Annotated in this window: 13 protein-coding genes and 1 rRNA gene; 2 read left to right on the top strand and 12 right to left on the bottom strand. The window is 50.4% G+C overall.

From position 1 onward, the window contains the following. Window positions 1-105: ribosomal RNA gene (rrf, locus tag DRJ53_RS19550) — 5S ribosomal RNA — on the top strand; the annotation flags it as partial. Between the two features lie 165 nt (window positions 106-270). On the opposite strand, the gene DRJ53_RS19545 is transcribed toward rrf, so the two are convergent. The 9 genes from DRJ53_RS19545 to DRJ53_RS19505 form a co-directional block, all read right to left on the bottom strand. Further along, window positions 271-1,362, bottom strand: a complete 1,092-nt coding sequence (locus DRJ53_RS19545) for an energy transducer TonB (RefSeq protein ID WP_114237348.1) — start codon at window positions 1,360-1,362, stop codon at window positions 271-273. A 40-nt stretch (window positions 1,363-1,402) separates the two neighbouring features. Next, window positions 1,403-3,160, bottom strand: a complete 1,758-nt coding sequence (locus tag DRJ53_RS19540; RefSeq protein WP_114237347.1) for a family 43 glycosylhydrolase — start codon at window positions 3,158-3,160, stop codon at window positions 1,403-1,405. Window positions 3,161-3,221: 61 nt separating this feature from the next. Beyond that, window positions 3,222-3,905, bottom strand: a complete 684-nt coding sequence (locus DRJ53_RS19535) for a DUF421 domain-containing protein (protein WP_114237346.1) — start codon at window positions 3,903-3,905, stop codon at window positions 3,222-3,224. Between the two features lie 87 nt (window positions 3,906-3,992). Next, a complete protein-coding gene (locus tag DRJ53_RS19530) occupies window positions 3,993-4,895 on the bottom strand; it encodes a DUF72 domain-containing protein (protein WP_162303936.1) in 903 nt (300 codons plus the stop codon). Window positions 4,896-4,932: 37 nt separating this feature from the next. After that, window positions 4,933-5,265 (bottom strand): hypothetical protein, encoded by a 333-nt coding sequence (locus tag DRJ53_RS21495; protein WP_175580768.1) that lies wholly within the window; start codon window positions 5,263-5,265, stop codon window positions 4,933-4,935. 227 nt (window positions 5,266-5,492) lie between these two features. Continuing rightward, window positions 5,493-5,726: a hypothetical protein gene (locus DRJ53_RS19520; RefSeq protein WP_114237344.1), complete on the bottom strand. Its 234-nt coding sequence runs from the start codon at window positions 5,724-5,726 to the stop codon at window positions 5,493-5,495. 77 nt (window positions 5,727-5,803) lie between these two features. Then, window positions 5,804-6,424, bottom strand: a complete 621-nt coding sequence (locus DRJ53_RS19515) for a hypothetical protein (RefSeq protein ID WP_123893712.1) — start codon at window positions 6,422-6,424, stop codon at window positions 5,804-5,806. After that, window positions 6,421-6,969: an RNA polymerase sigma factor gene (locus DRJ53_RS19510; protein WP_114237342.1), complete on the bottom strand. Its 549-nt coding sequence runs from the start codon at window positions 6,967-6,969 to the stop codon at window positions 6,421-6,423. Before DRJ53_RS19510 ends, DRJ53_RS19515 begins: the two co-directional genes overlap by 4 nt. Window positions 6,970-6,975: 6 nt before the next feature. Further along, complete coding sequence (locus DRJ53_RS19505; RefSeq protein WP_123893710.1) at window positions 6,976-7,836, bottom strand: hypothetical protein; 861 nt, start codon at window positions 7,834-7,836, stop codon at window positions 6,976-6,978. A 454-nt stretch (window positions 7,837-8,290) separates the two neighbouring features. On the opposite strand from DRJ53_RS19505, the gene namA reads away from it, so the two are divergent. Beyond that, on the top strand, window positions 8,291-9,355 hold the full coding sequence (gene namA, locus DRJ53_RS19495) for an NADPH dehydrogenase NamA (protein ID WP_114237339.1): 1,065 nt from the start codon (window positions 8,291-8,293) through the stop codon (window positions 9,353-9,355). 37 nt (window positions 9,356-9,392) lie between these two features. Here the strand turns inward: namA and DRJ53_RS19490 are convergent, their stop codons facing one another. From DRJ53_RS19490 to DRJ53_RS19480, 3 genes are all read right to left on the bottom strand, one after another. Then, entirely contained in the window at window positions 9,393-11,495 is a 2,103-nt protein-coding gene (locus tag DRJ53_RS19490; protein ID WP_114237364.1) for a catalase, read from the bottom strand. A gap of 177 nt (window positions 11,496-11,672) precedes the next feature. Next, window positions 11,673-12,071: a DUF779 domain-containing protein gene (locus DRJ53_RS19485; protein ID WP_114237338.1), complete on the bottom strand. Its 399-nt coding sequence runs from the start codon at window positions 12,069-12,071 to the stop codon at window positions 11,673-11,675. 179 nt (window positions 12,072-12,250) lie between these two features. Beyond that, window positions 12,251-13,783 carry an aldehyde dehydrogenase family protein gene (locus tag DRJ53_RS19480; RefSeq protein WP_114237337.1) on the bottom strand — a complete coding sequence of 511 codons (1,533 nt, stop codon included), beginning with the start codon at window positions 13,781-13,783 and terminating at the stop codon, window positions 12,251-12,253. Window positions 13,784-13,924 lie beyond the last annotated feature (141 nt).

The following is a 13,924-nucleotide window of genomic DNA, read 5'->3' as shown; positions in this document are numbered from 1 at the left end:
TTCCGAGGGTGTCCACCTCTTCCCATACCGAACAGAGAAGTTAAGCCCCTCATGGCCAATGGTACTGGAGTAGCAATGCTCCGGGAGAGTAGGTAACCGCCAATCTTATTAACAACAAACAAGCCCCACAGAAATGTGGGGCTTGTCGCATTAATGGAGGTAGGGTAGGGAGAGAGAAGACAATCCTTACTCTGGACGATGGCTGCCTTCCAAATGGTTTTATAACAAATGAAAGCCAAGCGATATAATTGCAGCTTTCATTTCACCTATTTACTCCCACATCGCTTCTCTTATATAATCCGGCCGCCACATTTCCGGGAACTCCTGACGCTCCATCGTAAATTTGGGTTTGCCTTCATAGATCACTTCAATATTTTCCTCGAACGCTACTACGCGGTTGTGCGAAATGGCCGGCTCCCAAAGTGGTATCTGATACAGGAAGTATTTAACCGCATCCTCCAGCAACTTTGTAGTACCCCTGACATTTACATCCGTCATCCTTCCGTCTGTCGATACAATAAAAGAAATGGAAACAGAACCTTTTTTCTTTTGCGCCGATACGGCCTTGGGCCAGCGAAAATTTTCGGTCATGTAGCTTCGGAAGTCGCCGTGGCCTTTAATGAAAGCAGGCCTGTTCAGACTGCAATAATCGCCCTGGCTGGCACCGATGGTATCAAAACATTGCATGGCGGTTACTTTGCCTGCTTCGTTGTACTCTTCAATGGTCGACACTTTCCCGTTCTGGTGAAACCAACGCCAACTGCCTACCCGTTTATTGTTTGCAAAATTCCCTTCGCTTTCCTGCATCCCGTCTTCGTACCACGATTTGTATGGCCCATGAAATACCGCCGCGTAGTTTGTAGCTGCTGTAGTCATCACTCCTTGCACTTCCGTTGCAGGTGCATAAGTAAGCTGGATCTTCATTTGCCCGTTTGGATACCAGTTATACCAACTGCCATCTTTAATGCCATTCCGAGCCATCCCCGAATCCATTACCTGCCCGTTCTCGTACCACCATATCCACGGGCCCTCGGTTTTGCCATTTACAAAAGTGGCCATCGACTGCTTGCGGCCATTGCTATAATAGCGCACATAATCGCCATGCAGCACCGAAGTCCTGGCATCTTTAAATTGAGCGGTATACACCGGCGTTCCCGATGGCAGCGTGACCACCATAGCATAGCGTTCTTGTTGTTTATATACTTGCCCTTTGTACACCATCTTCTTGAGTGTTGTGGGCTCAAACTTTGCGTCGAGGAATTTTACAAGCGTATCGTTTTGCTGAGCGTTTGCACCAGCCGCAATCAATGCAGCAAATGCCAGTGCGATGCTTTTGATGCGGGCATTATGTGTAGAAAGCATAATTGTTAGTGTTGGTTGAATTTAAGTTTGCAAAAACGCGTTACTCCACTTTCATTACCGGGCTACGTTCCGAAACCCCGTTTTCATTCATCGCTTCGATGCTATAATAATAGGTCATTTTGTTATCCATGCCTTTGAAATAATATTCGTTGGCGCCATACACCATTACGTTGTTGTACAACTTATCCGGTGCAATCCCCATGTAAATATTATAAGCATAAGCATCAGACGATGGCCGCCATTTTAGCCATGCACTGCGTTTGTCTTTTTCGGTGCGCAGCACTACAAAACCTTTCACTGCTTCGGGCACTTTGCCCGCTCCTTTGCCAAACACACGGAACCCGCTGAGCGCAAATTTGCCGGTAGGCATGTGCGCATTTTCCATCTTTAAATACCGGGTTTGCACCGGCGTTTGCAACTCCACATAGTCGTGCGGCACATCGGTTTTGTTGGCACTTTTATCAATCAGCACACTCCATTTTTTTCCATCCCTTGAATGCAACACGCGATATTGGTGATAGCTTCCGGCACGTTTGCCTAAAAAAACAGAATCCACATCCTGGTCGGCATAATTGATCTGCACCGCATGCACCGTGCTCAATGCACCGAGGTCGGTTTGAAACCATTCGCTCCCTTTACCCGATGCTGCACTCCAATATGTTTTGATGTTTTCATCCACGGCATAGTTGGCTGCAAAGCCGCCCAGCGTGGAGGAAACCTGCACCGGTTTGTTGTAATTCAGGAGCATCCAACCGGTAAAGCCGCCATCACCCATCGGGTTGTAATCATCGTCTTTTTTACCGGTGGGAAGGAAATGCGGGTAATCGCCAAACGCAGTATTGGCGAACATCACGCCTTCTTTATCAAAGCCCGTTGGCCAGATGCCAATGCGGCGTTCAAAATTGTTTTTAGTAGAAATAACGATGGTGGATGTGTGCCAGTAATTGTTCCAGCCATCCTGGAACGTAGCACCATGCCCAGCACCCCGTGCAAAGCCTCCGGGCTTGAAACTAAAAGGCATCGATTGCGGCGTAAACGGTCCCAACGGGCCATCGCCCACCACTACACCATCGGCGTAGCCGCTAAATTCGGTGCCCGGTGCACCGTATTGCAGGTAGTATTTTCCATTGTGTTTGGTCATCCAGGCACCTTCCATAAATGGGTCTAAAAAAATATCGTCCATGTATTCGCCAAAGCGCTGCCAGCCGTAGCGCCAGGGCTCCAGCAGGTACATTTCTTTGCGGGTGCCAATGGGTTCCAGCGTACTGCGGGCTACTTCAATTCCGTACATAGGATAGCGGTTGCTGCTGCCATTGTACATATACAGGCGCTGGTCATCGTCCACGAAAAATGCCGGGTCCCAACCGCCGATTTTAAACGAATCAACTGCCTCGGTCCATTGGTTGTTCTTTGGATCGGTGCTTACCCAAATAGGAAAATCGGAAGTGTAAGTAGAGCCAAACACACACAGCGAATCGCCCATCACCCACACGGCAGGGGCGCACAATTCATCATAGACCTTGTGCTGCGGTTTCAGGAAAAACTTTTGAATATAGTTCCAGTTCACCATGTCGGGGCTCCACCAATAACCCCACTGGTTGGTTGAAAAAAGATAGTAATCGCCTTTGAACCGAACGATCACCGGGTCGGCGGTAGCGCGGTGCCGGCCCCATTCCGAAAAGTTGGGAATGGGCGTGTAACCGTAGTCGATGTTGATTGGGTTGCAATAAGTTTTTTGCTGCGCAGCAACGGTGATGGAGCAACAAATAAAAACAAGCGAAACTGCAATCCTCCACATGGCGCCAGATGATTTTCTTAAAGGTAAGCAAACGGCTGTTTTGCCAAATGTTAAGCAGTACTTAACGATTGCGTTTTCTGTTGGATGCTGCACGCCACTTGTCTTTGCCGCATTGTGTGCACCCTTGCTGGTGTGCGGCCATCAACTCCTGCACCGAGCCGCAATGTGTGCAGGCATAATGGCCGCCCTGGTCAATTTGCCCGCTCTTAAACTCCGGCAATTCGGGCAGTATCGGCAGGCCATATTTTATTTCATCGTCGGGATAAAAATACACGCTGATCTCGCCGTTGTTTTCCAATATCGCCAGCTCAATCTGGCCCAGGTGCAAGATGGATTGTTGCCGCAACTCGGTAAATAATTCATCGGTGGCAATGGGTTCCCGCTCCAGGTTTTTTAAAATAAAAACGCCATCGCGGATAATATAAGTGGCCTTGCCTTCCACCAGGTGTTCAAAGCGTTGGCTGCGGCTAATGAGAAAGGTAATGAGCCGGTACAAGCCTACTACAATGGAAAAAACCAAGATGCCCGGCAGCAGTCCTACGTCTTTGTAAAACATCGGGTCGCCGGCCGCAGAGCCTAGCCCGATGATCACGCCCAACTCAAACACGGAAAGCTGCTTGATGCCCCTTTTTCCCAAAAGCCGCAGGCTAGTAAGGATCACCAGAAACATGATGCAGGTGCGAAAAGCGGCTTCGCCCAGGAAACTCCAGTCTTCTTCGCCCAGCAAAAGCTTTTCCCATTCCATATCCGATGCTTTATGGCAAGCATCAAATTGTTATGCCACAGCAAATTGCGGCAAACTGCGCTTGGTTATTTGCAGGAGTAATTGTTTTTAAAAAAGCCTGGTTTGTTTGGGCAGTGGGGGCTGCAATTGCAACCCACAGTGTTCATTGAGTTGTTCAATCCAATACGTTGCCAGCTCCGGCACTGCACCATCACTGCCCGGGTGCAAAAAGATATATGCTTCCTGCAAACCTGCATCAATCCATTGAGCAATGCGCCCAACCCATGCATCAATGCGCTGGAAAGAAGTAGGGTGTGTTTCGTTACAAACAAAACGCAGGAACAGCTTGGGCAGCGGCAGGTGCATGTGCACCGCATCGCGGCGGCCAGGCGTGTCCGTTATTACGGCGCCAATATCCAGCTGGCGTAGCACCTGCATCCAGGTAAGCACCGCTTCGCTGCTTTCGTACCACTGCGGGTGGCGCACTTCTAAAAAATAAGTATGCTTTTGCGGCAGGGTGGCCAGGTATTTAAACAATGAATGGCGGGAAGCCAGCGGAAAGCTTTCGCTGGTTTGTAAAAACAAGGGCCCGAGGTGCGGCCCAAATGCTTCAATGCTTTCCAAGAAAGCTGCTGTTTCGGCAGCAGTGTTTTCAAAATTGCTATAGTGCGAAATGCTTTGCGGAAACTTGGGACAGTATTTAAAGTTGCGGTCTTTGGCTGCAGCGGCCCACTGCGCAATGATTTCCGGCGAGTAAATGTTGTAATGCGTGGCATTGAGTTCGGCAGCATTAAAGTATTGCGGGTACACATTGCGAAATGCTTTGACTGGCGTTTTGGGCGGATACACATTGCCCACCCAACTGGCATCGCCCCAGGTGCCGGCACCAACATACACCGCGGGATGTTTTACCCTTTTACCGTGCAATACTTCATCATTGAACGGCGGGTCTGGGGGCAAGGTAAAATCAACGGAGGGGAGTTGCTGTATGGGAACCGCACCAAATTTCATATGCAAATAAACTGCATGGCATGCAAAGAGGATACCATCACTGCATGGATTGTAGAACCTGTTTGAGCGATGGATGGTTAACCGTTTTTTTATTAAACAAAATGCAGCGGGCATGGGCATTGCAACAGGTATGATTAAAATAAACCATGGCAACAACAAAACGAGCAGCCGCTAAAAAAAGCACTGCAAAAAAAGCCGCAACAAAACGCACCGCAACAAAGAAAGGAGCAACGAAGAAATCGGCGGCGAAAAAGTCGGCAACGAAAAAGACCGCCACAAAAAAGACTGCTACAAAGCGTACCGCTACAAAAAGAACAGCGACTAAAAAAGCTGCATCAAAGCGCACCGCGCCAAAAAAAGCAACCGCCAAAAAAACGGCTACAAAGAAAGCTGCATCAAAAAAATCATCGGGCGGCAGCAAGAACAAACTGGGCGTAAAAAATTCGCTGGTGAACAACATCAATGCCCACAAGAAAAAAGGCGATTCGAAGCCCGCAAAAAAATCATCGGTATCAAAAAAATCTTACAACAAAATGCAGGACAACTGGGGCAAAAAGGAAAAGTAACTGCTGCTCTAAAAAGAATGCAATGCTCCCCTTATGCTTTGCTGTCGCGTTCCATTTTCCGGCCCAGCATCCAGCCCAGTATGCCGCCGGCAACAGCGCCCAAAATCAGCACAACGATGTTGTTGCCTGTGGCAAACCAGGCCATGAGCAGGCCAAATGCAGCAAACAGCAGCGATAACAAAAGGTGGCCCGTAGTGCGTTGCGAAGACGGAATATCGGCAGGCTTTTGATATTGATGGCCCGGCCGTTTGCGGCTTTGTGGCATAGCAAAAAGTTTAGTAAAAGGTACGCCATTGCCCGCATGCCTGCGTCCTGATTTTTGACAGGAAATGAAAAACCCGCCTATGGCGCGTCCCCGTTTTTCGGCACAATACGGTAATCCTTATCGCTGATGTTTTGCAGGCCGCGGCGCTTTTTAGGCACCGTGTCTTGCTTTACTTCGGGCAGCGCTGCGGGCACATTTGTGGTCGCTTGCGCCGTGAGGTTTTCAGCAGGCGTAAAACTGCTGTCGCCATTTGGTGTTGGCGCAATGGTCACATCTGCAATTGCAGTTTCGGGTGCCGCCGTTTGCGGCTTGCCTGTGTTAGCTGCGGGTGGGCCATTTACGGGTTTCATCAATGCGCTTTGATTGGAAGGAATATCATTATTAATTGTTGGCGTTGCTACCTGGATGTTGGCAGGAGTATTTGCAGGAGTGTTGTTGGTTATTTTGTTGGAAACGGGTTGGAGATACAAAAAAGCGATCAGCGCACCTACAACGGCCAGCAAACCTGCACCAACGGCAAGCCCGCCGCCGCTCCATGGCGATGGTGGTTCGGGCATATTTCCGCCTTCGTCCGATGGCAGGTCAATATCCAACTGCCGCTCAATCCGCAGCCAGATGGCATCGGCCATATCGGGCAGCGGCAGTGCGGTAAGTTTGCCGGTGATGATTTCCTCGTATCGTTCTTTTGGATGCATCAATTATTCAAATGCTGTAGTTGCTGTTGCAGGGTTTTGCGGGCTTCGCTCAGGTGCCATTTCGATGTGCCCTCGCTGATGTGGAGCCGCTCGGCAATTTCGCGGTGGTTGTAGCCTTCCACCGCATACAGCACAAACACGGCATGCGTTGCCGGCGGCAGTCGTTTGATCAGGTTCATGATCTCTTCGGCACCCATTTGTTCCAACGCCGCGTTGTTGATATACGCAGGCTGCGCCACCGATTCCAATTCCACCTCTTCGCTAAACCGGCTGCGTGTTTTTATGTGGTCCAAACCTTCGTTTACCACAATGCGTTTGATCCATGCATGCAGCGAACCTTTTTCGGGATCAAAGGTGTGGATGCTTTTAAATATCTTGACAAACGCATGGCTCATGATGTCGGCTGCATCCAGTTCATCGCGGCTGTAGCGCAGCGCAATGGTCATAGCAAAGCCATAGAACTGACGGTACAGCCCTTCCTGCGCACTGCGCCGGTTGGCGCGGCAGCCATCAAGTAGTTCCTGTATGTCGGTTGCTATGGTTTGCATGGGTGCTTAAAAGCTGCGTGCTACGTTATCACGGTCTTTTTCTACGTCCTGCATCCGCTTCAGCAAAATGGCCGAAGCAATGGACGAAAGCACCAGTTTATCTGATGCCTCCAAATCGTTGTACAGCCAAAGTGAGTTGTCCATGATGTCGATAATGGCCACCAGTCCATCGTCCCATTTAAGTTCATAACCCGTAAGCATGGGGCCGCCCAGTACTTTGGTTTGCTTGCCGCTTTTGGTGGTTACATCTTGCAGTCGCAGGGGTTTTATAATAATTTTTTCTTTGCCGTTGGTGGCGTAGCCTTCTTCCTCTATATGTGGTTGGTAAAATAAGCCGCGGATGGTGTCTTTTTTCGAATCATACTTGTGCGTCATCACCAGCGACCAGGGTTCCGGTGTTTGTGCACTCACCGGCACAATGGCTGCCGTAAATGCATACTCGTAGCGCTGCGTGGCCGATACGTTGCCGAGCAAAGCATGGTCTGTTTTATACACCAAGTCTTTTTCATTGAACTTTTCGGTGGCATAAATCTCCGTGATGTTGTTGCCATCGGAAAGGGTGTATTGAAACTTGTTGTGCTGTGCTAAAAGCTGGCGGTCGGTACCGATGTTGATGACGCGTAATAGGAAATCCTCGGGCCGCATGCCAAAGCGGGTGTACTGCACCGACGAGCTAAAATCCCACCCGCGTTTGATGGCAGATGTTTGGTATTGGGCAAACGAAAGTTTCTGGTTCACCATCCAGCCATTGAGTCCTTTGATGGGCAGGCGGGTGGCGCTGCTGCTAAACTGTTGCGGCACCGAAACTTTTACGGCCGTACAGGAAGAAAAGAATGCTATTAAAAATGAGTAAGAGATCCATTTCATCGTTAAAGGTTTTGTTGGTTAGTGTTTGGTTGTGGTATGAACTAAAAAGTAGGTGAACATTTGGGTGCTGTCAGGCAAGGTACAGGCCGGGCATCCGGCGGTAAAATGCTTTATGCTGGGCGGTTGCATTACTTGTTGAATAAAACAACCTGCAGCGTTGTTGAAGTAAGTAAACGGGGCGCATTAATACCGGATGCTGCTGCTTTAGCAATCCCTCGGTTGGTGTTCGTTCAGTTGGTTGTTCATGATTAAAAATTGATGATTGCTTTTTGTCTTCCCATTTATAAACAGTACCCCTTGCGGAGGCAAAAGGGTTGGGTGAAAATTTTTTGCTTAACAAATCATTAACGGCTGTTGCCTATCAGGCCATAGAAAAGATCAATAGCAAACAAACACAGCGCTGACAAATGGAGCGGCATTTGCAAGCAACTTTGCTCCTGAAGAAGCACACATTATGGCATTACTATTTCAACCCTTAACCTTTAAAAGCATCACCCTCAAAAACCGGCTCGTTGTATCGCCCATGTGCCAGTACTCCGCACAGGATGGCTTTGCCAACGACTGGCACCTGGTGCACCTCGGCAGCCGCGCCGTAGGCGGTGCAGCGCTCATCATCCAGGAGGCAACAGCCGTTAGCCCCGAGGGCCGCATTACACCTGCCGACCTCGGCATCTGGAGCGACGAGCACATTCCGTTTTTGCAACGCATCACTTCCTTTATTACTGGGCAAGGTTCCGTGCCGGGCATACAACTGGCGCATGCCGGCCGCAAGGCCAGCCACCGTGCACCCTGGCTCGGTGGCGATTCACTCAACCATGAGGAAGGCGCATGGCAAACCGTTGCACCCAGTGCGCTATCTTTTTCCGATGACACTCCTGCACCCATTGAGCTTGATACAGCCGGCATCAAAAAAGTAGTGGCCGATTTTAAAGCAGCTGCGCAGCGTGCCTTGCAGGCCGGTTATAAAGTGGTGGAAATTCATGCGGCACATGGCTACCTGCTGCACGAATTTTACTCGCCGCTGTCCAACCAGCGCACCGATGAATACGGCGGATCGTTTGAAAACCGTATCCGACTGGTGCTGGAAGTAACAGCCGCCGTGCAGGAAGTGTGGCCTAAAGACCTGCCCATTTTTGTGCGCATTTCCGCAACCGATTGGACGGAAGGCGGATGGACCGGCGACGACTCGGTGCAATTGGCAATTAAATTAAAAGAGATGGGTGTCGACCTGGTCGATTGCTCGACCGGCGGAAATGTGCCTGCGGCAAAAATCCCGGCGGGACCGCTGTACCAGGTGGCGTATGCCGAGCAGGTGAAAAAAGGCGCAGGCATTGCCACCGGCGCGGTGGGCATCATCACACAGGCAAGCGAAGCCGAGGCTATTTTGCAAAATGGCCAGGCCGACCTCATCATCATTGCCCGCGAGTTTTTGCGGCAGCCTTATTTTCCGCTGCATGCAGCCAAAGACCTGGGCGTGGATATAGAATGGCCCGATCAATACAAACGAGCCAAGCGATAAAACAAAAACGCAGCACCAATTGGTGCTGCGTTTTTTATTAAGCCGGTATCAGCTCTTTATTTTCTTCCCGTTCCCAATGCCGGTGTTTTTTCATGGCTTCAATAAACTGCCGGCCTACTTCGGCTGCATCGCCGCCTTTTGCCGAACTCACCAAACCTTTGTCGGTTTGTGCTTGCTCAAACACCATCTGCTCGGGCAACTGGCAGGCCTCAACCAATTCCACGCCTTCGCCAATGGCTGCAATGGGTTTGCAATGTTTATACGCTTCGCGAATAAAATGCAGCACCTTGCCCATCTTTTTCATGCTGTCCACCGATTGGCGGCCACCGGGTATCAGCACCGCATCGTACATAATGGAGCCGGTGGTTACATGGCTTTTATCGGTTTGCACATCGGCGCCAGTGGCGGCTTTGCGCTGGCCCTGTGCTTTGGAAATAACCTCGCAGGTAGCGCCTGCTTTTTCCAGCATGCCCTTTATCTCGTCCAGCGCTTTGCCATCAAAACCATCTTCAATCAGTATGGCCACTTTGCGGCTTTTGATGGAATCCATTGCCGTATTCAACTGGCTCAATGCCGGCGACACATCCACCCGGCGTTTGCCTTCGGTGGTGGGCATTGGTTGCGGCTCCACGGTTATCTTTTTGGTAACGCCAACGCCTTCGGCCACTTGCTGCGCCAGCTCGGTATCTACTTTTGCAATAAGGTCCACCATGCGTTCGCGGATATGCATCGTATCCACTTTGCCCAGTTCGAATTGAAAGGCTTCCAAAATATGCATTTGCTCCGCTTTCGACACGCTGTTGTAAAACAGGCGGGCCTGTGTAAAATGGTCGTTGAAGCTTTCGCTGCGCTGCTTGATCTTGTGGCCATCGATGCGTTCGGCATAATGGGTAAATGCACCCATATCGGCACCAGCCGCATAAGGGCATCCGCCACCCAGCGAGTTGGGCGAATAATTGACCTTGCGTTTCATATTGTTCTGGCGCATGTAACCATCCTGCTGGTTATTCACCACCGGCACCTGCGGCCTGTTGATGGGTATTTCGGCAAAATTGGGCCCACCCAGGCGAATGAGCTGCGTATCGAGGTAGGAGAACAAGCGGCCCTGTAACAGCGGGTCGTTGGAAAAATCAATACCGGGCACCAGGTGGCCTGGGTGAAAAGCAACCTGCTCTGTTTCCTGGAAATAATTATCGGGGTTGCGGTTCAGGATCATTTTGCCCACCGCCTGCACCGGCACCAGTTCTTCGGGCCATATTTTGGTGGCATCGAGTATGTCGAAATCAAAAGCAAATTCATCTGTTTCGGGGATGATCTGCATGCCTAATTCATACTCGGGGAAAGCTTCTTTTTCAATGGCCTCCCACAGGTCGCGGCGATTAAAGTCGGGGTCTTTGCCGGCCAGTTTCTGCGTTTCGTCCCACACCAGCGAATGCACGCCCAACGTAGGTTTCCAATGAAATTTTACAAAATGCGAAACGCCTGCTTCGTTAATGAGCCGGAAGGTATGCACACCAAAACCTTCCATCATGGCGTAGCTGCGCGGCAGGGCCCGGTCGCTCATGGCCCAAAAAATCATGTGCAGCGATTCGGGCATCAGGGAAATAAAATCCCAGAAGTTATCGTGTGCCGCCGATGCCTGCGGAATTTCATTGTGCGGCTCGGGCTTCACGGCATGCACCAGGTCGGGAAACTTGATGGCATCCTGGATAAAAAACACCGGGATGTTGTTGCCCACCAGGTCGTAGTTGCCCTCGGTGGTATAAAACTTAGTGGCGAAGCCCCGTGCATCCCGCACCGTGTCGGCCGATCCGCGGGAACCAGCCACGGTAGAAAAGCGCACAAACACTTCGGTTTGGAGGCTTGGGTCGGTCAGGAATTTTGCCTTGGTGTATTGCTTGAACGAGTCGTTGTACACACGAAACACGCCATGCGCCGCGGCACCCCGTGCATGTACCACCCGCTCCGGTATCCGTTCATGGTCGAAGTGGGTCATCTTTTCCCGGAAATGAAAGTCTTCGATGAGGGTAGCGCCTCTGACGCCTGCTTTCAGCGAATTGTCGTTGTCTGCAATCTTCAGCCCCTGGTTGGTGGTAAGGTGCTGCTGCGTGCTGTCGTTGCCTTGTTCATGATTTCCCATGCGTTCCATTTTTTTGAGTGAAAAAAATGGCAGAAGGGACAGCGGCTTATTTACCCGGCAAAGAGCACTGCGCATTAATTGCCGGGCCGACTAAGATAGATAAAAAACCGCACCAGCACATGGCGCTTGGGTGATGCTTTTGTTATTGAATGAGGCTGGATGTTGTATAGGCTGCAATCATTGATGCAACAATTCGTTGTTGCCTGCATTTTCGGTTAGAGATTGCAGTTGGGCCAGCTCGCTTTGGGTAAACACCCTGGAGCGGGTAAGGAAACGTACGCCCAGCGGAATTTCCAGCGAAAAAGAGCTGCCGCGGCCCGGCGTTACATCCAGGATCAGTTGGGTATGTTTCCAGTATTCATATTGATCGCGGCTCATGTAAAACGGGCAGTCTTCAATGGTTTGGAGCAATACATCGCTGTTGCCGGTTTTAAATTCGCCCAGCGTAAAACACATTGGCTGCGATCCGTCGCAACAGCCGCCGCTTTGGTGAAACATCAGCGGGCCATGCAGTTCTTTCAGTTGCCTGATCAGCACTTTTGCAGCATCGGTGGTCACTACTTTTGGAGGAGCCATTGTTCGTTGGTTTTTGTGTTGTGCTAAAAAGCAAATGCATCAATCATTAAGTCTGTAACCGACCCGGTAACACAACACTTTTATTTAAAAAGAAAAAGACACAAAGCCCGCTGCGCTGCAACATCAAATTATCCTTCGAGCAGCTTGGTGTGCTTTGTGTCTTCGTGGTTCAAAAGCCTTTAAAAAAATCCGAGCTTTTGTTTGCTGTACGAGATCAGCATATTTTTTGTCTGACGGTAATGATTCAACATCATCTTGTGGGTTTCGCGGCCAAAGCCCGATTTTTTATAACCACCAAACGGTGCATGTGCCGGGTAAGCATGGTAGCAGTTTACCCACACACGACCTGCCTGAATAGCGCGGGGCACCGTGTACAGTTCATGCGCATCGCGGGTCCATACGCCGGCACCTAAACCATACAGCGTATCGTTGGCAAGCTCGATGGCTTCTTCTGTGGTTTTAAACGTAGTTACCGATGTTACCGGGCCAAAAATCTCTTCCTGGAAAATGCGCATTTTGTTGTGTCCGCGGAAGATGGTGGGCTCAATGTAATAGCCGTTTTCCAGCGCTGCTTCATTTTTAAATGCACGGCCGCCACACAACACTTCGGCACCTTCCTGCCTGCCAATATCGAAGTAGCTCATTACCTTATTGAACTGGTCTTCCGATGCCTGTGCACCCATCATGGTGGTTTTATCCAGCGGGTTGCCCAGCTTAATGGCAAGGGTGCGTTTTACCACGCGTTCCAGAAACTTATCGGCAATGCTTTCGTGCACCAGTATGCGGCTGGGGCAGGTACATACTTCGCCCTGGTTCAGCGCAAACATCACGGCGCCTTCAATGGCTTTGTCAAAATATTCATCATCGGCTTCCATTACCGATGGAAAGAAAATGTTGGGGCTTTTGCCGCCCAGCTCCATGGTTACAGGCACCAGGTTTTCCGATGCATACTGCATGATGAGGCGGCCTGTTGTGGTTTCTCCGGTAAAGGCTACTTTACTTACACGAGGCGATGTGGCCAGCGGCTTGCCCGCTTCGGGGCCAAAGCCGGTTACAATATTCAATACACCCGGCGGCAACAGGTCGCCAACCAGTTCCATCAGGCACATAATGGAAGTGGGTGTTTGCTCCGCGGGTTTTACAATAACACAGCAACCTGCAGCCAGCGCCGGTGCTACTTTCCATGTGGCCATCAGCAGCGGAAAGTTCCATGGAATGATTTGTCCCACCACGCCAATTGGCTCGTGCAGTTGTATGCTTACAGTTGTTTCATCGTGCTCCGAAATAGAGCCTTCCTCGGCACGCAGCACGCCGGCAAAATAGCGGAAATGATCCACTACCAGCGGCAGGTCGGCGGCCAATGTTTCACGGATGGCCTTACCGTTGTCGATGGTTTCCACAGCCGCCAGATACTCCAGGTTTTCCTCGATGCGGTCGGCGATTTTTAATAAAATATTGCTGCGTTTGGAGGCCGCCGATTTGCTCCATGCAGGAAATGCCGCCCATGCAGCATCGAGTGCCCGCTCAATATCCTGCGCATTGCCCCTTGCGGCCTGCGTAAATACTTTGCCGTCTACCGGCGAAATATTATCGAAGTACTGGCCCGAAGCAGGTGCGGTAAATTTCCCGTTGATGTAATGGTCGTAACGGTCTTTGAACGATGGGCGTGCCACCAGGTTTTCGGCCCGGGCCGCCACAGTTGCGGTAGACATATGCAAGCAAGTTTTTGGGTGAAGAATAGGTACAAGTTGGAAAAAACAGGGGATAGGAGGGGCAGAAAATCGTATTATTTTATAGCACAATTGTACTTTAATTAACCGGCTGCTGCATTTTTCTGCTTAATTTAAACCGAC

Origin of the sequence: Paracnuella aquatica, assembly GCF_003332885.2 — a bacterium.
Taxonomy (GTDB): Bacteria; Bacteroidota; Bacteroidia; order Chitinophagales; family Chitinophagaceae; genus Flavisolibacter; species Flavisolibacter aquaticus.
The sequence above is the reverse complement of the archived record's forward strand: the minus strand, read 5'-3'. Positions and strand labels throughout refer to the sequence as shown.